We start from the raw sequence: 19,136 nt of genomic DNA on the forward strand, positions 1-19,136 counted from the left end.
GGTGCGGCGCCCCCGGCCCCGGTGCCGTCAGGGGGCAGGCAGGCCGTACGCGCGGTCGTAGTGCTGGGCGACCAGGACGCCGCTGTGGTCGCAGGCGAGCTGCCAGTCGTTGACGCCGGTCTCCAGGCCGTCGGTGAAGTTCCACAGGAGTCTGCCCTTGGCGGCGCCGATCGCGTAGATGCCGTTCTTGTTCTGGTGGGCGGGGACGTAGACGGCGTCGGGACCCGCGGTGACGGGCTGGTCGATGTTGAGGCGTGGCGTGGGGCAGAACCAACGGCGGGCGCCGGTACCGGCGTTGAAGGCGTACACGCCGGCGGGGTCCGTGCCGGTGACGTAGACGGTGTTGCCGTAGCCGCCGAGGGAGGCGAACATGCCGCGCTCGGGTTTCACCCGCCAGCGCAGTTTGCCGGTGGAGAGGTTCAGGGCCTCGAGTTCCCGGCCGATGGCGAACACCGTGCGGCTGAGCACGGCGAGGCCGGGCCGGAGGTCGTAGCCGACGGGGTGCCGCCACAGGACGCCGGAGCTGTCGGTGCTCCGGGCGGTGACATTGCGCAGGCCGTCGGCGTAGACGAAGAAGTCGGGGAGGATGACCGGCGCCAGCCGGACACCGACGTCCTCCGGGCTGATCGGGATGACCTCGGCGCGACGGCCCGCGAGGTCGACGCCGAACACCGTGTCCGTGGATGTCGCCACGCCCTGCTCCGCGGAGTCCCGCTGGAGCCGGACACCGATGACGGAGACGGCCCGGTCGTCGGTGGCACCCAGCAGTGTGTCGAACCGGAAGTCCGGCCCGAAGTCGATGGTGAAACGTTCCCCTCCGTCGACCGGGTCGACCCCGATCACCGTTGCCCCCTCGCCGAGGGCGATCGCGGCGTCGAAGGCCAGCACGGTCGGGGTGGGCGACTGGCTGATCCCCTCGTAGACCCATTTGGGCCGGGTGCCGTCCTTGAGGTCGAGGCAGACCAGGTCACCCGGGCGGGTCTTCACCAGGGCCGTGCCGTCGTTGAAGACGGCGGGTGCCTGGAGCAGCGGGCCGCCGCGGTAGGTCCACAGCGGCTTCGGGGCCGGCCCCGCGGGCTCCGTCGACCGCACGGCCGCCTTCTCCGGCCGGCCGAGCACCAGGGCGGCGCCGGCCGCGGCGGCGGTGGCGGAGCCGGCTGACACGGTGAGGACCGTACGCCGTGACGGACCGGGCCGCGGGACGGTGCGGCGATGCCCGGCGGAGGAGGGGCGGTACGGCTCCGGCTCCTCGGGGGCGGAATAGGGCTCCGGGCGGGAGTGGGGCCCGGATCCCGGCGGTTCGCCGCCGACACCGCCGGGCGACGGCACCCCGCCCTGTCGGCCCGGGTGTCCGGAGCCGTCGTACGGGCGGCCGGAGCCGGACGCCGACGGGTTCTCCGTGGGACCGGGTGCCTCGTGCTCGAAGTCGTACGCGACCCGGCTCTGCCGCGTGGCGTACGCGGCCCCGTCCCGCTGCGACCCGTAGGCGGGACGTTCCTGCTGGAAGCCGTACGCGGCAGGCCCGGTCCCGGTCCCGGTCCCGGGAAACGCGACCGGGGTGTTCGGTGCGGCGTCCAGGGTCTGGACCGCCGCCGCGCGAAGGGCGATCGAGGAGGTCACCGACGGGGGCAGCCAGCCGTCGCCCGTCAGATGCTCCACGCCCCCCGGCGCGCAGGCCGCGGCCAGCTTGTCCGGGGTGATCCGCAGCCGGGGGTCCTTGGTGAGACAGAGGTTGATGATCTTGTCCAGGGGCTCGGGCACACCCGTCAGGTCGGGTGCGCTGTGCACGACCTGGTAGAGAAGCGTGGCCGCGGCGGTGCCACTGAACGGCGCGTGTCCGGCCGCGGCGAACGTGAGCACCGAGCCCAGTGAGAAGACGTCCCCCTCGGGGCCCAGCGGCTCGCCCGTGGCCTGCTCGGGGCACATGTATTCGAAGGAGCCGAAGAGAGCGCCGGAGCGGGTGAGGTCATAGCCGTCGCTCGCCCGGACGATGCCGAAGTCGATGACGCGCGGGCCGTCGGCGGCGAGGAGCACGTTGGACGGCTTGAGGTCGCGGTGCACCAGACCGGCGGCCTGGACCGAGATCAGTGCCTCGGCGATGCCGGCGCCCAGCACGAGCACCGACTCCGCCGGGAGCGGGCCGTGCGCGGCGACCGCCTCGGCCAGGGTGGGCCCGGCGATGTAGTCCGTGGCCAGCCACGGGATGGCGCCCTCCGGGTCGGCGTCCACCACGGGCGCGGTGTATCTGCCGCCGACCGCTCCGGCGGCCTCCACCTCGCGGCGGAAGCGGATGCGGAAGTTCTTGTCCCCCATCAGCTCGGGACGGATGGCTTTGACCGCGACGGTCCGCCCTTGTGGGGAGCGCGCCAGATAGACCCGTCCCATCCCTCCTGCGCCGAGCCGTGCCACGAGACGGTAGGGACCTAGCTCCTCGGGATCGTCTGAGCCCAGTGGTTCCATGACCTCAGCTGCCTGTTCGGTGAGGACGGGCGAGGATCGGCCCGCAGGTGGGGGGAGACCGACTGCTCCGGGCGGCTCCCGGTGACCGTTCCCCCAGGTGCTCCGGATCTCCCGGAGCCACGGCCCGCGCTCGGGCCGCCGGTCACGGGTGTCCCGAGTACTGCCCCGGTTCCTGAGCGGGGCCATGGGGCGCGATCGCTCGGACGGGGGTGACGTCAGCCTAGATGCTGGAGTGACAAACGGGCAGCGTTTTCAGCCAGCGCTTTAAACTTCTATTAAGTGAAGGGTTCACGCTTCTCACGTTCTGTACAAGGGGAGTTGACTCGATGTCAGGTGACTCCTGTAAGCAGGCGGGACTGCCGAGCGACATCGCTGTGGCCGATCCACGCCGGTGCTTCGCCCGTGCTTCGTCGATCCTCGGGCCGGTCCTCAACCCGGTTCTCAGCCCGTCCTCGGGCCCGCCCTCAGGCCGGTCCTCGGGCCCGACCTCAGGCCGGTCCTCGGGCCCGACCTCAGGCCGGTCCTCGGGCCCGACCTCAGGCCGGTCCTCAGGCCGGTCCTCAGGCCGGTCCTCGGGCCCGCCCTCAGGCCGGTCCTCAGGCCCGACCTCAGGCCGGTCCTCAGGCCGGTCCTCAGGCCGGTCCTCAGGCCGGTCCTCAGGCCGGTCCTCAGGCCGGTCCTCAGGCCCGACCTCAGGCCGGTCCTCAGGCCCGACCTCAGGCCCGCCCTCAGGCCGGTCCTTCGACGGTTCGACCCACCCGGTTGCCGTTCTCCAGCTCGACCGTGCCCGTGCCGTCCGCCAGCGCGTCCAGGGCTGCGAGCACCCGGAGGCCGAGTGTCCCCGGGAGATGCCCGGTGAGTTCGGCGCGCGGGACGAGCCGCCACGACAGCAGCTCCTCCTCCTGCAAGCGGATCCGCTTCAACTCCTCGTCGCCGAGCACCCCGCCGTCGTACACGTACGCCACCAGCGGAGGCCGCCCCACGCCGTGCACCCAGTCCACGGCGAGCAGCCGCCCCGGCTCGACGTCCAGCCCGATCTCCTCCAGGGTCTCGCGCCGCGCGCCCTGCCTCGGGGTCTCCCCGTCGTCCGACTCGATCGTCCCGCCCGGAAGCGCCCATCCCTCGCGGTAGTTGGGCTCGACGAGCAGCACCCGCCCCTCGGCGTCCCGGAAGAGCGCGGCGGCGCCGGCGAGGACACGGGGCAGGCTCGCGATGTACGCGGCGAAGTCCGAGGTGGTCATCCAGAAAGGGTAGACGGCCCCGAAGGGCGTGAAATCGGCGCTCGGGGAGCGCAACGACCGGCGCTCAGGAGCCGGAGGCCTTTGCCAACCGCACCGTGCGCTCCGCGAGTTCGCTGATGCGCACCCCGTCGAAGCCGAAGACGGCGCTGCGCACGGTGTCCTCCAACGGGTCCTTCCACCGGTCCGGAATCGCCGCCGCCCCGCACAGCACACCCGCCACCGAACCGGCGGTCGCCCCGTTCGAGTCGGTGTCCAGGCCGCCGCGGACGGTCAGCGCGATCGTCCGGGTGAAGTCGCCCTCGCCGTACAGCAGCCCGGCGGTCAGCACCGCCGCGTTCGGCACGACATGGATCCAGCCCAGCCCGGCCGTCTCCTCACCCACCGTGGTGAGCGTGTCCTCCCAGTCCACCCCGGCGTCGTGCAGTGACACGACCCGGCGCACGGTCCGGGCGAGGCGGCTGCCCGCCGGGATCACCGCCAGGGCCTCGTCCACGGCAGCCCGCACCCCCGGCGCCGTGAACGCCGCCGCGATCAGCGCCGCCGCCCACATCGCGCCGTACACCCCGTTGCCGGTGTGCGAGAGGACCGCATCGCGCCGGGCCAGCGAGGCCGCGCGCCGCGGCAGGCCCGGGCAGGTCCAGCCATGGACGTCGGCGCGGATGAGGGCGCCGATCCACTCCTGGTACGGGTTGTCGTACGTCGCGGTCAGTGGAGGCTTCAGACCCTGGGCGAGGTTGCGGTAGGCCGCCCGCTCCGCGGTGAACGTCTGCAGATACGGCAGCCGCAGCAGCCACAGGTCGCCGACCTGCTCGGTGCTGAAGCCGAAACCGTGCGTCTCCAGGAGGTGCAGCCCGAGGATCGCGTAGTCGATGTCGTCGTCACGGCAGCTGCCGTGGATCCGGCCGCGTACACAACTCCGCCACTCCGGCCGCAGCGCCCGCTCGTCGCTCTCGGTGGCCGGCTCGGGGAGGTAGTCGGTGAGGGGCAGGGCCGCGGCCTGGCGCAGATACCGGTCGATGCGCTCACGCGTCCACAGGTCCCCCTGCTCGACCGGTTTCCCGAGCATGTTCCCCGCGATCCGGCCCAGCCAGCCCCCGAGAACACGGTCGGCGAGTGCTGCGCCCACAGGGGGCGCGACGGGTGTCGGGGTGGTGGGCGTCATGGTGGAGGTCTACCCGATTCCGGGCATGGTCGCTCGCGGGGCGGTGTACGGATGGGGGCGTGGAGTGGGCGGCGCCCGCGTGCGACGGAGCGGGCCGGCCACCGGCCCATGTGCGGTAGCTGCCGGGACTCCCTTCCGGGCCGGTGGCGGGGTGAGGCGTCCCCGGGGCCCGCCGGGGCCCGCCGGCCGCCGCTCTCCGGCCCGCACGCCGCCCCCGCGCGGTGTTCGGAGAGCGGGACGGGGCATGACGTACGGGGCCGGGGCGGTTAGGGTCGCAGCGGCGCGACTGCCTTGACGTGCGCAAGGCCTGACGAGCGAGGGGAACGCAAGGTGGCGAACGCCGCAGTGGACGGGATCGAGACGGACATCGAGACGGACACGGCAGTCCCGCGGGTGCTGATCGCCGCGGACAAGTTCAAGGGCACACTGACGGCCGTCCAGGTTGCCGAGCGGGTCACGGCGGGCCTGCGCCGGGTGGTGCCCGATCTGGAGGTCGAGGCGTTGCCGGTCGCCGACGGCGGCGACGGCACGGTGGCCGCGGCGGTCGCGGCCGGCTTCGAACACCGCGAGGTACGGGTCGCAGGCCCGCTCGGTGAGCCCGTCACCGCCGCGTACGCGCTGCGCGGCGACACAGCCGTCGTCGAGATGGCCGAGGCCAGCGGGTTGCAGCGGCTCCCCGTCGGGGCCTTCGCGCCGCTCACCGCCTCCACGTACGGCTCCGGGGAACTGCTGCGTGCCGCACTCGACGCGGGCGCCCGCACGATCGTGTTCGGCGTCGGCGGCAGCGCCACGACGGACGGCGGCGCGGGCATGCTCGCCGCGCTCGGGGCACGCTTCCTGGACGCGGCGGGGGAGCCCGTCGGGCCCGGGGGCGGCGGCCTGCGCGACCTGGTGACGGCGGACCTGTCGGGCCTCGACGACAGACTCGCGTCGATCGACCTCGTCCTCGCCAGCGACGTCGACAACCCGCTGACCGGGCCGAAGGGCGCGCCCGCCGTCTACGGGCCGCAGAAGGGCGCGAGCCCCGAGGACGTGGCGACGCTGGACGCGGCCCTGGCCCACTTCGCGGCCGTCCTGGAGAAGACGGTCGGGGAGCACGCCGCCGAGCACGCTCTCGCCCCGGGCGCGGGTGCCGCCGGCGGCATCGGCTACGGCGCCCTCGTCCTCGGCGCCCGTTTCCGCCCCGGCATCGAGGTCATGCTCGACGTCCTCGGCTTCTCGGCGGCGCTGGAGAAGGCCACACTGGTGATCACCGGCGAGGGCTCGCTCGACGAGCAGACCCTCCACGGCAAGGCACCCGCCGGGGTCGCGGCGGCCGCCCGGGCCGTCGGCAAGGAGGTCGTGGCGGTCTGTGGCCGCCTGGCGCTCCAGCCGGAGGCGCTGGGGCGGGCCGGTTTCCGCCGGGTCTATCCCCTGACGGACGTCGAGCCGGACGTGGAGCGCTGCATCGCCGATCCGGGGCCGATCCTGGAGCAGGCGGCGGAGCGGATCGGGCGGGACTTCCTCACCTGACCCCTACGGCAGGGGAATCAGATTGCCGTCCAGCTCCCTGAAGTACTTGCCGCTGCTGAGGCCCTCCACCTTGCCGTTCTTGAACCAGAGTTTCGAGAAGTGGTGGATGGCCTGGGCGGTGGTCTCCCACGCCAGGGAGTGGCTGGATCCCTCGAAGCAGAACATCAGCTTCTTCGCACCCCCGATGGCCGCATAGAGATCCGGAACGGAGAAATGCAGGTCGTCGGGCATCGGCGTCGGGCTGTTGGCCGTCCGGTCCAGTTCCCCGTAGAGGATGAGCACGGGAACCCTGTCGCCGAGCACGTACCTGCCCTCGCTCCGGAGCGGCACGGTCTTGCTGTTCCAGCCCCACCAGTAGGTGTTCCGGTATCGCAGGACACCCTCGTAGTCGCCGTTCGTCTGGGGTCCCCACTTGCTGCCGACGGGGTCGACCTCCATGCAGGCCGCCCACACACGCTCGTCGATGCCGGCCTCCCACAGGGAGGGGGTGCCGGTCAGCGACTTCTGGAATCCGGTCTTGCTGGCGACATGCATCGGGAAGCCGAACAGGTTGGGCGGCTTGCCCACGGGCAGCGCGGTGACACCCGGCGGGCGCCCGAAGGGGTCGTCGGGCTTTCCCGACCACCGTCCTCGCGGCGGGAACATCGGAGCGAGGAGGAACAGGCTCTCGACGTCGTCGGGGTGCTGGAGGGTGTAGGGGCCCATGACGAACGCGGCCGCGGACCAGCCGACGAAGCGGATCCGCTTCCCAGGTCCGACCTGCGACTTGATGAACTTCACCACCGTCGCCAGCTCCGCCCCGTCACTCTCCGAATTGCCCAGCTCGGACTTGTACGGGGGCGGGCCGGGCGCCGGGATGGTGTGGTCGACGAGGACCGGTTGCTGCTGCGCCGGATTGGTGTTGTACGGATCGTCCATCTGCCCCGGTCGGGGGGAGCGCCCGGAGCCCTGGAGGTCCACCAGGAAGACGTCGTAACCGACCTGCGCGAGTTCCTGTGCCCAGCTGTACCGGTTGGGGTCGCCGCCGGGCACCGGCGCGAGGTCGAAGCCCGCCAGCTCCGGCACGCTTCTGCCGTGCAGCATCAGCACAGGCTCGCGGTCGTGCGCGTGCCCGTTGCCAGGGGTGCCGTCGTACTCCCTCACGGGCAGTTCCAGCTCGATGCCGTCCGTCGCCGGGACCGTCGACCTGTGCTTGACCTTGTGCTCTCTGAGCTTGTAGGAGGTCATGCCCATCTCCTGACCATGGAGTGGAACAAATGATGTGAAATCCCCCTCTTCCACCGTGCTCCGCTTCCTCACTCCGAGCAACTTGTCCCCCACACGAGGTAGTTGACTCGTCAAGAGCAAACCGCGGACGCCCTTGAACCCGGAACGGGTGTGGCCCGAGCCGTGATGGCTCGGGCCACACCCGTCAGTGCTGGAGCGAAGGTCAGGGCAGCTGCGTCGCCCGCGCCTCACGCCGGTTGCCGCGGAAGTTGTTCACCCGCCGCGCCGTGGCGAAGAGGGGGATCACCGCGCCCATGACGAGCTGCAGGGCGCAGCCGGTCTGGAGGAGGAGCTGGCCGCCGGGGGCGTCGAAGGCCCAGGCCATCAGCAGGCCCATCGACAGGACGATCCAGGAGAGCATCGCCCCCGCGAGGGGACCCCGCGGCTTCGGGTACTCGACCCGGCTCACCATCAGCCATGCCGTGCCGAGGATCGCCAGGAGGGTCGCCACGAAGGGCAGCTCAAGGAGCACGATCGACACGACGGTCAGCGCACCGAACGGCGACGGCATGCCCTGGAAGGTGCCGTCCTTGACCGTGACACAGGAGAATCTCGCGAGTCTCAGCACCACGGCCAGCAGCACGACGATCGCGCCCACCGCCGCCACCCGCTGGTGCGCGTCGTCCGCGACCATGCCGTAGACGAGGACGAAGTACGCCGGCGCCAGGCCGAAGCTGATCAGGTCGGAGAGGTTGTCCAGCTCCGCGCCCATCGGCGAGGAGCGGAGCTTGCGCGCCACTAGCCCGTCGAACAGGTCGAAGATCGCCGCGCACAGCATCAGGATCACGGCGGTGGCCGCGCTGTGGCGGGCCATGCCGGGCTCCTGGCTACCGGTGAGGTCCGGGATCAGGATGCCGGTGGTGGTGAAGTACACCGCCATGAAGCCGCATGTGGCGTTGCCGAGAGTGAGGGTGTCCGCTATCGACAGGCGGAGAGAAAGAGGCATCTCCTCCTCTTCGTCGACCTCGTCGACCTCGTCGGCCTCGGGCACCCAGCCCGGCTGGGTCTCCGGATCAGTCACGGTCAATGCGAGTCACCCCAGCCACGGTCTTCTGACCCACCTCGACGTCGATCTCCACACCCTCGGGCAGGTAGATGTCGACGCGCGAGCCGAAGCGGATCAGCCCGATCCGGTCACCCTGCTCGACCTTGGTGCCCTCGGGGATGTACGGGACGATGCGGCGAGCCACGGCGCCGGCGATCTGGATCATCTCGATGTCACCGAGTTCGGTGTCGAAGTGCCAGACGACGCGCTCGTTGTTCTCGCTCTCCTTGTTGAACGCCGGCACGAACCCGCCCGGGATGTGCTCGACCGACGTCACCGTGCCGGACAGCGGCGCGCGGTTGACGTGGACGTTGAGCGGGCTCATGAAGATCGCGACGCGGGTACGTCCGTCCTTCCACGGCATGATGCTCTGCACCACTCCGTCGGCGGGCGAGATGACCCGGCCCTGGGCGATCTCACGCTCGGGGTCGCGGAAGAACCACAGCATGCCCGCCGCCAGCGCGGTGGCGGGTACGGCCACGGCCCGAGCGGCACCGGAGCGGCGCGAACGGGCGAGACTGAGTGCTGCGGTGGCGACGGTCGGGAGAAGCCACGGCGATGCTCCGCGCGCGAGCCGTACGCCGACGAGGCTGTCGCGTGGTGCAGAGGTTTGGCTGTGGGGCATGGATGACCTTCGTAGCGGATGATGCCGCGCGGTGACTGGGGACGGCGGCTTTCCGGGGATCGTACCGGTCGCGGACCGCAACTGGGCAAGCCAGGAAGCGGAGTCGACGACCGAAGAGTACTCACGGGGTGTGATCTTCTTCTCGTAGAAAACACCCCGAACCAGACAACCGACCCCGGGCCGGACTTGGGCTAGCCCTGGAATCGATACTCTTCGAGCAGTCGACGACCGATGATCATTTTCTGGATTTCGGCGGTACCTTCACCGATCAGCAGCATCGGTGCCTCACGGTAGAGGCGCTCGATCTCGTACTCCTTGGAGAAGCCGTAACCGCCGTGGATCCGGAAAGCGTCCTCGACGACTTCCTTGCAGTATTCGGAGGCGAGGTACTTCGCCATCCCTGCTTCGAGGTCGTTTCGTTCGCCCGAGTCCTTTTTGCGAGCTGCGTTCACCATCATCGCATGGGCGGCCTCGACCTTGGTAGCCATCTCGGCCAGCTTGAACTGGATCGCCTGGTGCTGGGCGATCGGTTTGCCGAAGGTGTGGCGCTGTTGGGCGTACGAGACACCGAGTTCGAACGCACGCTGAGCGACTCCGCAGCCACGTGCGGCCACATTGACCCGGCCGACCTCGACGCCGTCCATCATTTGGTAAAACCCTCGGCCGGTGGTGCCGCCGAGTACGCGATTGGCCGGAATGCGCAGTCCGTCCATGATGAGCTCGGTCGTGTCGACGCCCTTGTAGCCCATCTTGTCGATCTTCCCGGGAATGGTGAGGCCGGGGCGGACCTCTCCGAAACCGGGTTCCTTCTCGATCAGGAAGGTGGTCATCGACTTGTGAGGGGCCGTGCCCTCGGGGTGGCCTTCGTCACTTCGGACGAGTACGGCGACGAGTGTTGACGTCCCACCGTTGGTCAGCCACATCTTCTGACCGTTCAGGACGTAGTCGTCGCCGTCCTTGACCGCCTTGGAGGTGATCGCCGACACATCCGAACCGAGACCCGGCTCCGACATCGAGAAGGCGCCCCGGACGTCACCGGCTGCCATCCTCGGCAGGAAGTGGTCCTTCTGCTCCTGCGTGCCGTGCTGCTTCAGCATGTACGCCACGATGAAGTGCGTGTTGATGATGCCGGACACGGACATCCAGCCCCGGGCGATCTCCTCCACGCACAGCGCGTAGGTGAGGAGGGACTCGCCCAGACCGCCGTACTCCTCGGGGATCATCAGGCCGAACAGGCCCAGTTCCTTCAGCCCGTCGACGATCGCCTGCGGGTACTCGTCGCGGTGCTCCAGCTCCGTCGCGACCGGGATGATCTCCTTGTCCACGAAGTCACGGACGGTGGACAGGATCTCCTGCTGGATGTCGGTCAGACCTGCGGTCTGGGCGAGTCGCGCCATGGCTACTTCTCCTGCTCCCTGAGCTCGGGGCGGCCGGGCTGTTCGCCGCCGCGCTCCTTGATGTACGTCTCGGTCGGCACCATGACCTTGCGGCGGAACACGCACACCAGCGTGCCGTCCTGCTTGTAGCCCTTGGTCTCGACGTGGACGATGCCGCGGTCGTTCTTCGACTTCGACGGCCACTTGTCGAGCACCGTCGTCTCGCCGTAGATCGTGTCGCCGTGGAAGGTCGGCGCCACGTGCTTCAGCGACTCGATCTCCAGGTTCGCGATCGCCTTGCCGGAGACGTCCGGCACGGACATGCCCAGCAGCAGCGAGTAGATGTAGTTCCCCACCACGACGTTCTTGCCGAAGTCGGTCGTCTTCTCGGCGTAGTTGCTGTCCATGTGGAGCGGGTGGTGGTTCATGGTGAGGAGACAGAAGAGATGGTCGTCGTACTCCGTGACCGTCTTCCCGGGCCAGTGCTTGTACACCGCCCCGACCTCGAACTCCTCGTAGGTGCGTCCGAACTGCATCGCGCTCAGGCCTCCGGGATCTCGAACTTCGACGTACGGGTCATTCCCGCCGCCCGCCCCTTGCCGGAGATGACCAGGGCCATCTTGCGGCTGGCCTCGTCGATCATCTCGTCGCCGAGCATCGCCGAGCCCTTCTTGCCGCCCGCCTCGGACGTGCAGTAGTCGTACGCGTCCAGGATCAGCTCGGCGTGGTCGAAGTCCTCCTGCGAGGGCGAGAAGATCTCGTTGGACGCATCGACCTGGCCCGGGTGCAGCACCCACTTGCCGTCGAAGCCGAGCGCGGCGGCCCGCTGCGCGACCTCGCGGTAGCCGTCGACGTTGCGGATCTGCAGGTAGGGGCCGTCGATCGCCTGGAGGTTGTTGGCGCGGGCGGCCATCAGGATCTTCATCAGGATGTAGTGGTAGGCGTCCGCCGGGTAGCCGGGCGGCTGCTCGCCCACGACCAGTGACTTCATGTTGATCGACGCCATGAAGTCGGCAGGGCCGAAGATGATCGTCTCCACGCGCTGGGACGCCGTCGCGATCTCGTTGACGTTGTTCAGGCCCTGCGCGTTCTCGATCTGCGCCTCGATGCCGATCTTGCCGACCTCGAAGCCCATCGTCTTCTCGATCTGGGTCAGCAGGAGGTCGAGGGCGACGACCTGCTGGGCGGTCTGCACCTTCGGCAGCATGATGCAGTCGAGGTTCTGACCGGCACCCTCGACGACCGTGACGACATCGCGGTACGTCCACTCCGTCGTCCAGTCGTTGACCCGTACGACCCGCGTCTTGCCGGTCCAGTCGCCCTCGTTGAGGAACTTGACGATGGTGTGCCGCGCCTCGGGCTTGGCGAGCGGGGCGCAGGCGTCCTCCAGGTCGAGGAAGACCTGGTCCGCCGGGAGGCCCTGGGCCTTCTCCAGGAAGCGCGGGTTGCTTCCCGGCACCGCGAGGCAGGAGCGCCGCGGACGAAGGCGGTTCACCTGAGGAACAGGGCTGGTCATGCGGGGACCTCCGTGCTGATGAGGGGGCTGAGCTTGTTGGCCTTGCGGATCTCGTCGACGATACGGCCGATGATCCCGGTGATGTCGAAGTCCTTCGGGGTGAACACGGCGGCCACTCCGGCGGCCCTGAGCTGTGCGGCGTCCGCGTTCGGGATGATCCCGCCGGCGATCACCGGGATGTCGGCGGCACCGGCCTCCCGCAGCCGGTCCAGCACGTCCGGCACCAGCTGGGCGTGCGAGCCGGAGAGGATGGACAGGCCGACCGCGTGCACGTCCTCGGCGATCGCCGCGTCCACGATCTGTTCCGGGGTGAGCCGGATGCCCTGGTAGACCACCTCGAAGCCCGAGTCACGGGCCCGCACGGCGATCTGCTCGGCCCCGTTGGAGTGCCCGTCCAGACCCGGCTTGCCGACCAGGAAGCGGAGTTTGCCGACGTTCAGGTCCTTCGCCGTCAGCTCCACCTTGCGGCGGACCTCCGACATGGCCGAGCCCTCCTCGGCGGAGACGGCCACCGGCGCCGACGACACACCGGTCGGCGCCCGGAACTCCCCGAACACCTCGCGCAGGGCCCCGGACCACTCGCCGGTCGTGACCCCGGCGCGGGCGCACTCCAGGGTGGCCTCCATGAGGTTGCCGGAGCCCTTCGCGGCCTCCTTCAGCCGATCCAGCGCCTTGCACGGGCGCGGGTGGTTGAAGGGCGGCTGGTAGCGCGTGTCGCGCCAGCTCTGGAGGGACTTGATCACCCGCGCCTCGACCGCAGGGTCCACCGTCTGGATCGCCGCGTCCAGGTCGGCGGTCAGCGGGTTCGGCTCCGTCGACTCGAAGACGTTGACCCCGACGATCTTCTCCTGGCCCGACTCGATCCGGGCCCGGCGTTCGGCGTGCGAGGAGACCAGTTGCGACTTGAGGTAGCCGGACTCGACGGCGGCCATCGCGCCGCCCATCTCCTGGATCCGCTCGATCTCGGCGAAGGACTCCTCGACCAGCTGGGTCACCTTCGCCTCGATGACGTGCGAGCCCTCGAATATGTCCTCGTACTCCAGCAGATCGCTCTCGTGCGCCAGCACCTGCTGGATTCGCAGCGACCACTGCTGGTCCCACGGCCGGGGCAGGCCCAGGGCCTCGTTCCAGGCCGGCAGCTGGACCGCCCGGGCCCGTGCGTCCTTGGAGAGGGTCACGGCCAGCATCTCCAGGACGATCCGCTGGACGTTGTTCTCCGGCTGCGCCTCGGTCAGACCGAGGGAGTTGACCTGGACGCCGTACCGGAAACGCCGCTGCTTGGCGTTCTCGATGCCGTACCGCTCGCGGGTGATCCGGTCCCAGATCCGCCCGAAGGCCCGCATCTTGCACATCTCCTCGACGAAGCGGACTCCCGCGTTCACGAAGAAGGAGATACGGGCGACGACGTCACCGAACTTCTCGGCCGGGACCTGGCCCGAGTCCCGTACGGCGTCCAGCACCGCGATCGCCGTGGACATCGCGTACGCGATCTCCTGCACCGGCGTGGCGCCCGCCTCCTGCAGGTGGTAGCTGCAGATGTTGATCGGGTTCCACTTGGGCATGTGGGAGACCGTGTACGCGATCATGTCCGTCGTCAGCCGGAGTGAGGGTCCCGGCGGGAACACATGGGTGCCCCGCGACAGGTACTCCTTGACGATGTCGTTCTGGGTCGTGCCCTGGAGCTGGGTGATGTCCGCGCCCTGCTCCTCCGCCACGACCTGGTAGAGCGCCAGCAGCCACATGGCGGTGGCGTTGATGGTCATCGAGGTGTTCATCTGCTCCAGGGGGATGTCCTGGAACAGCCTGCGCATGTCACCGAGATGGGCCACCGGGACGCCGACCCGGCCGACCTCGCCGCGGGCGAGGATGTGGTCGGAGTCGTAGCCGGTCTGGGTCGGCAGGTCGAAGGCGACCGACAGACCCGTCTGCCCCTTGGCGAGGTTGCGCCGGTACAGCTCGTTGGACGCCTCCGCCGTGGAGTGACCGGCGTACGTGCGCATGAGCCACGGCCGGTCCTTCTCCCGCTTGCCGCCTTCGGCGGGCTGACGCTCACTCATCTTGGGACCTCAGATGTTCCGGAAGCGGTTGATGGCGTCGACGTGCCGGGCGCGCTTGTCGTGGTCGCGCACCCCGAGGCCCTCCTCGGGGGCGAGGCACAGCACGCCGACCTTGCCCTGGTGGAGGTTGCGGTGCACGTCGTACGCGGCCTGCCCGGTCTCCTCCAGGGAGTAGACCTTCGACAGCGTCGGGTGGATCTTGCCCTTGGCGACGAGGCGGTTGGCCTCCCAGGCCTCGCGGTAGTTCGCGAAGTGCGAGCCGATGATCCGCTTCAGCGACATCCACAGGTAGCGATTGTCGTACTCGTGGTTGAAGCCCGACGTCGAGGCGCAGGTGACGATCGTGCCGCCCTTGCGGGTGACGTACACCGACGCGCCGAAGGTCTCGCGGCCCGGGTGCTCGAAGACGATGTCGACGTCCTCGCCCCCGGTGAGTTCGCGGATGCGCTTGCCGAAGCGCTTCCACTCCTTCGGGTCCTGGTTGTGTTCGTCCTTCCAGAACTTGTAGTCCTCGGCGGTGCGGTCGATGATCGCCTCGGCGCCCATGGCCCGGCAGATGTCGGCCTTCTGCTCGCTGGAGACGACACAGATCGGGTTGGCGCCGCCGGCCAGCGCGAACTGGGTGGCGTAACTGCCGAGGCCGCCGCTGGCGCCCCAGATCAGCACGTTGTCGCCCTGCTTCATGCCGGCGCCGTTGCGGGAGACCAGCTGCCGGTAGGCGGTGGAGTTCACCAGGCCCGGGGCGGCGGCCTCCTCCCAGCTGAGGTGGTCGGGCTTCGGCATCAGCTGGTTGGACTTGACGAGCGCGATCTCGGCGAGGCCGCCGAAGTTGGTCTCGAAGCCCCAGATCCGCTGCTCGGGGTCGAGCATCGTGTCGTTGTGGCCGTCGGACGACTCCAGCTCCACGCTCAGGCAGTGCGCGACGACCTCGTCGCCGGGCCGCCAGGCGTTGACGCCGGGGCCGGTGCGCAGGACGACGCCCGCGAGGTCGGAGCCGATGATGTGGTAGGGCAGGTCGTGGCGCTTGGTCAGCTCGGAGAGCTTTCCGTAGCGCTCCAGGAAGCCGAAGGTGGACAGCGGCTCGAAGATCGAGGTCCACACGGAGTTGTAGTTGACCGAGGAGGCCATGACGGCCACCAGGGCCTCGCCCGGGCCGAGCTCCGGGAGCGGAACCTCGTCGAGGTGGATCGACTTGCGGGGGTCCTTGTCGCGGGTGGTGAGTCCCGCGAACATCTCCGTCTCGTCCTTGTGCACGGTGATCGCACGGTACGACTCGGGGAGCGGCAGTGCGGCGAAGTCGGCCGACGTGGAGTCGGGCGACTGGATCGCGTCCAGGATTTCCTTCACGGTGGTGCCTCCGGCGACGTGCGTCCTGAGGGAGGGACGCTGCTGAGGGTTACGTCGGGTGCTGAGCTGGGTGTGATGCCGTCGGTTCGGCGGAGGTGGTGCTGCGGCGGCGCTTTGTGGCGCGGAAGGGTGCCTGTGACGCAGGCGTCCGGGCACGCGGACCGTGGTCTGCGGGGACAGCCGACGTACGAGAGTTCTCTGCACGCCGGCCGCCCGGACTCCTTCAACGTATGGCACGCCGTGTCACCCCGCAAGGCACCGAGTGCCAGAAAGTTCGCTCAGGTGAAATCTTTACGTAACACCTGAGCGATGATCGATCAGGTGGGGGTTGAAAAGGGCCTCTGACATGCCAAAACGGCCACCCGGTGGGGTGGCCGTCATCACAGTTACCGATGGGTAAAAAGTGGTTCGGGTCGGGTCTCAGCGGTCCCGGAGCGCCTCTTCGATGGTTCGCATGACCTCGTCGAGGGGGGCGTCCGTGCGGGCGACCGTCACCAGGACCTCGCCGTGGGTGGACACCGTCGCGGCGACCGGCTCGGGCGCCATGGTGCGGCCCGCGCCGATGCCCGTGCCGAACGTCCTGCGCACGATGGCGAAGGCGTGGTCGAGCTGCGTCTCGACGTCGCCCTGCCCACCGGACCTGAGCCACCGCCGCAGCACGTGGTTGTGCGCGGTGACGACCGCCGACGCGGCCACCTCGGCGAGCAGCGGGTCGTCGTTGCCGTCGTCGTGGTGGGCGTGCTCGTCGAAGTGGCCCAGCAGATAGCGGGTGAACAGGCGCTCGTAGCGGGCCACGGAGGCGATCTCCGCCTCCCGCAGGGTGGGGACCTCACGGGTCAGCTTGTAGCGGGCGACCGAGATCTCCGGCCGGGCCGCGTACATCCTCATGACTTCCTTGATGCCGCGGCACACCGTGTCGAGCGGGTGCTCGTGCTGGGGAGCGGCGTTCAGCACCGCCTCCGCACGGATCAGGGTGTCGTCGTGGTCCGGGAAGATCGCCTCTTCCTTGGAGCGGAAGTGACGGAAGAAGGTGCGGCGGGCGACCCCGGCCGCCGCCGCGATCTCGTCGACTGTGGTCGCCTCGTACCCCTTGGTCGAGAACAGCTCCATGGCCGCGGCCGCCAGTTCCCGGCGCATCTTGAGGCGTTGGGCGGCGGCGCGGCTGCCCGCGGCGCTCTCCGGAGCGTCGGGCGCAGCCGGTGTACGTGAGGACTTGGCGGGCTGGGACATGCCCCGAACGTACTGCATCCGTGCAGGGGAGTGCGCGTGTCCTGCCATCCCCCCGTCCTGCTCGGACGGGGGAGTGGCCAGGTGGGCGGGTGGGGGAGCGGGGGATCGGCCGGGCGCGGAGACGGCGGAGCGGGCGGGCGAAGGACGGCTGCCCGGGCCCAGCAGCCCACCCCAGTCCGTGCCCGTCGCCGGCCGACCCGGACGACCGGTGCCGACCGCCGGGCGATCCGTCGGGCCCGCCTTCGCCGCCGATCGGCGCACCGGACCGTTCGCTGCCGCTGACAGGTCCACCGGGTCGGCGTCCGCCGCGGATCGGTCCGCCCGGGTCTCCGTCGGGCCCGGCGCGGACGCCGGGTCCGGGGGCGCCCCGATCCTGTCGCCCGCCTCCTCAGCGCTTGGCATATTCGCGGAAGCCACGGCCCGTCTTGCGGCCGAGGCAGCCCGCGGCCACCAGGTGCTCCAGCAGCGGCGCCGGGGCCAGCCCCGGGTCGCGGAACTCGCGGTGCAGGACCTTCTCGATGGCCAGCGACACGTCCAGCCCGACCACGTCCAGCAGTTCGAACGGGCCCATCGGGTAGCCGCCGCCCAGCTTCATGGCCGCGTCGATGTCGTCCAGCGTCGCGTAGTGCTCCTGGACCATCTTGATCGCGTTGTTCAGGTACGGGAACAGCAACGCGTTCACGATGAAACCGGCCCGGTCGCCGCAGTCCACCGGATGCTTGCGGACCTTCGTGCACACCTCGCGGACGGTGGCGTGCACGTCGTCGGCGGTCAGGACCGTACGGACCACCTCGACCAGCTTCATCGCCGGGGCCGGGTTGAAGAAGTGCATGCCGATCACGTCCTGCGGGCGCGAGGTGGCGCGGGCGCAGGCGACGACGGGCAGCGAGGAGGTGGTGGTGGCGAGGATCGCGCCCGGCTTGCAGACCTTGTCGAAGGTCGCGAACAGCTGCCGCTTGACCTCCAGGTCCTCGGCCACGGCCTCCAGAGCCAGGTCGACATCCGCGAAGGCGTCGTACGAGCTCGCCGGGGTGATCCGGTCCAGTGTCTCGGCGGCGGCCTCGACCGTCAGCCGGCCCTTGTCGACGGAGCGGGCGAGCGACTTGCCGATACGGGCCTTCGCGGCCTGCGCCTTCTCCTCGCTGCGGGCGGCCAGCACGACCTCGTACCCGGCCTTCGCGAACACCTCGGCGATCCCGGACCCCATGGTCCCGGAGCCCGCGACACCCACCGAGCGGACGGTGCGCCCGGGGGTCGCGCTGACCCCGTCCAGCGGCGTCAGCGCGTCCCGCACGACGGTGGCGGAGCCGGGGGCCTCGTAGGAGTAGAAGCCGCGCCCCGACTTGCGGCCGGTCAGGCCCGCCTCGCTGAGCTGCTTGAGGATGGGCGCCGGTGCGTGCAGCCGGTCGTGCGAGGCCGTGTACATGGCCTCCAGGACCGTGCGCGCGGTGTCGACGCCGATCAGGTCCAGCAGCGCCAGCGGGCCCATCGGCAGACCGCAGCCGAGCCGCATCGCCGCGTCGATGTCCTCGCGGGAGGCGTACTTGGCCTCGTACATCGCGGCGGCCTGGTTGAGGTAGCCGAACAGCAGCCCGTCGGCGACGAATCCGGGCCGGTCGCCGACCGCGACGGGCTCCTTGCCCAGGTCGAGGGCGAGATCCGTGACCGAGGCGACGGCCTGGGGGGCGGTCAGCACCGAGGAGACGACCTCGACCAGCTTCATCGCGGGCGCCGGGTTGAAGAAGTGCAGCCCGAGCACCCGCTCCGGACGCGCCGACTCGGCGGCCAGCCGTGTCACCGACAGGGCGTTGGTGCCGGTGGCGAGGACGGCCTCGGGACGCACGATCGCGTCCAGCTCACGGAAGACCTGCTGCTTGATCTCGTACGACTCCGGGACGACCTCGATCACCAGGTCGGCGTCGGCCGCGGCCTGGAGGTCGGTGAAGGTGCGGAAGCGGGCGAGCACGTCGCCGCGCTCCTGCTCGGTGATGCGTCCACGGGCCACGGCGCGCTCGGTCGCGGCCTCCAGCGCGGTGACGGCACGCGCGCCGGCGGCCTCGCTGATGTCGATGCCGACGACCTCGCGGCCGGCCCGGGCCAGCACTTCGGCGATACCGGTGCCCATGGTGCCGAGACCGACCACGGCGATCGTCTGGAACGGGGGTTGCGCAGACAGAGGGGACATTGACGAGTCGGAAAGGGGAGTGGCCATCGCGGGACTCCAGGATGAGGTGACGGCTGAGGGAAACGCCGCGGGTACGCGAAGAGCGCGCAACCGGCGCGTGGCGTGCGGGTGTGG

The 19,136-nt window shown here is 70.0% G+C and carries 14 protein-coding genes; 1 reads left to right on the top strand and 13 read right to left on the bottom strand.

What is annotated here, in order from left to right; genetic code table 11:
• Nucleotides 1–27: 27 nt before the first annotated feature.
• From OG858_RS37130 to OG858_RS37140, 3 genes are all read right to left on the bottom strand, one after another.
• The gene (locus tag OG858_RS37130) at nt 28–2,460 is read right to left on the bottom strand and encodes a protein kinase domain-containing protein (protein ID WP_319064161.1); all 2,433 of its coding nucleotides are present in this window, start codon (nt 2,458–2,460) and stop codon (nt 28–30) included.
• Nucleotides 2,461–3,188: 728 nt separating this feature from the next.
• Nucleotides 3,189–3,701 carry an NUDIX hydrolase gene (locus tag OG858_RS37135; RefSeq protein ID WP_319064160.1) on the bottom strand — a complete coding sequence of 171 codons (513 nt, stop codon included), beginning with the start codon at nt 3,699–3,701 and terminating at the stop codon, nt 3,189–3,191.
• Nucleotides 3,702–3,765: 64 nt separating this feature from the next.
• Complete coding sequence (locus OG858_RS37140) at nt 3,766–4,863, bottom strand: ADP-ribosylglycohydrolase family protein (protein WP_319261379.1); 1,098 nt, start codon at nt 4,861–4,863, stop codon at nt 3,766–3,768.
• 393 nt (nt 4,864–5,256) lie between these two features.
• Here OG858_RS37140 and OG858_RS37145 point away from each other — a divergent pair, with 393 nt between their 5' ends.
• Nucleotides 5,257–6,375, top strand: coding sequence for a glycerate kinase (locus OG858_RS37145; protein ID WP_086749066.1), 1,119 nt, complete (start codon nt 5,257–5,259; stop codon nt 6,373–6,375).
• Nucleotides 6,376–6,378: 3 nt separating this feature from the next.
• On the opposite strand, the gene OG858_RS37150 is transcribed toward OG858_RS37145, so the two are convergent.
• From OG858_RS37150 to OG858_RS37195, 10 genes are all read right to left on the bottom strand, one after another.
• Nucleotides 6,379–7,602, bottom strand: coding sequence for an alpha/beta fold hydrolase (locus OG858_RS37150; protein ID WP_328544018.1), 1,224 nt, complete (start codon nt 7,600–7,602; stop codon nt 6,379–6,381).
• Nucleotides 7,603–7,804: 202 nt separating this feature from the next.
• Nucleotides 7,805–8,587 carry a CDP-diacylglycerol--serine O-phosphatidyltransferase gene (gene pssA, locus OG858_RS37155; protein ID WP_373420820.1) on the bottom strand — a complete coding sequence of 261 codons (783 nt, stop codon included), beginning with the start codon at nt 8,585–8,587 and terminating at the stop codon, nt 7,805–7,807.
• A 67-nt stretch (nt 8,588–8,654) separates the two neighbouring features.
• Entirely contained in the window at nt 8,655–9,311 is a 657-nt protein-coding gene (locus OG858_RS37160; RefSeq protein ID WP_086749063.1) for a phosphatidylserine decarboxylase, read from the bottom strand.
• Between the two features lie 191 nt (nt 9,312–9,502).
• Nucleotides 9,503–10,708, bottom strand: coding sequence for an acyl-CoA dehydrogenase family protein (locus OG858_RS37165; RefSeq protein WP_046706920.1), 1,206 nt, complete (start codon nt 10,706–10,708; stop codon nt 9,503–9,505).
• Between the two features lie 2 nt (nt 10,709–10,710).
• Nucleotides 10,711–11,223, bottom strand: coding sequence for a MaoC family dehydratase (locus OG858_RS37170; RefSeq protein WP_319064158.1), 513 nt, complete (start codon nt 11,221–11,223; stop codon nt 10,711–10,713).
• Between the two features lie 5 nt (nt 11,224–11,228).
• Nucleotides 11,229–12,203 carry an HpcH/HpaI aldolase/citrate lyase family protein gene (locus OG858_RS37175; protein ID WP_086749060.1) on the bottom strand — a complete coding sequence of 325 codons (975 nt, stop codon included), beginning with the start codon at nt 12,201–12,203 and terminating at the stop codon, nt 11,229–11,231.
• Entirely contained in the window at nt 12,200–14,260 is a 2,061-nt protein-coding gene (locus tag OG858_RS37180; protein ID WP_086749059.1) for a protein meaA, read from the bottom strand. The genes OG858_RS37175 and OG858_RS37180 overlap by 4 nt, the downstream gene beginning before the upstream one ends.
• A 9-nt stretch (nt 14,261–14,269) precedes the next feature.
• Entirely contained in the window at nt 14,270–15,607 is a 1,338-nt protein-coding gene (ccrA, locus tag OG858_RS37185) for a crotonyl-CoA carboxylase/reductase (RefSeq protein ID WP_086749058.1), read from the bottom strand.
• Nucleotides 15,608–16,027: 420 nt separating this feature from the next.
• Complete coding sequence (locus OG858_RS37190) at nt 16,028–16,837, bottom strand: TetR family transcriptional regulator (protein ID WP_256960519.1); 810 nt, start codon at nt 16,835–16,837, stop codon at nt 16,028–16,030.
• A gap of 388 nt (nt 16,838–17,225) precedes the next feature.
• Nucleotides 17,226–19,049 (bottom strand): 3-hydroxyacyl-CoA dehydrogenase family protein, encoded by a 1,824-nt coding sequence (locus tag OG858_RS37195; protein ID WP_319064157.1) that lies wholly within the window; start codon nt 19,047–19,049, stop codon nt 17,226–17,228.
• Nucleotides 19,050–19,136: the final 87 nt, after the last annotated feature.

This window comes from Streptomyces europaeiscabiei (assembly GCF_036346855.1).
Lineage (GTDB): Bacteria > Actinomycetota > Actinomycetes > Streptomycetales > Streptomycetaceae > Streptomyces > Streptomyces europaeiscabiei.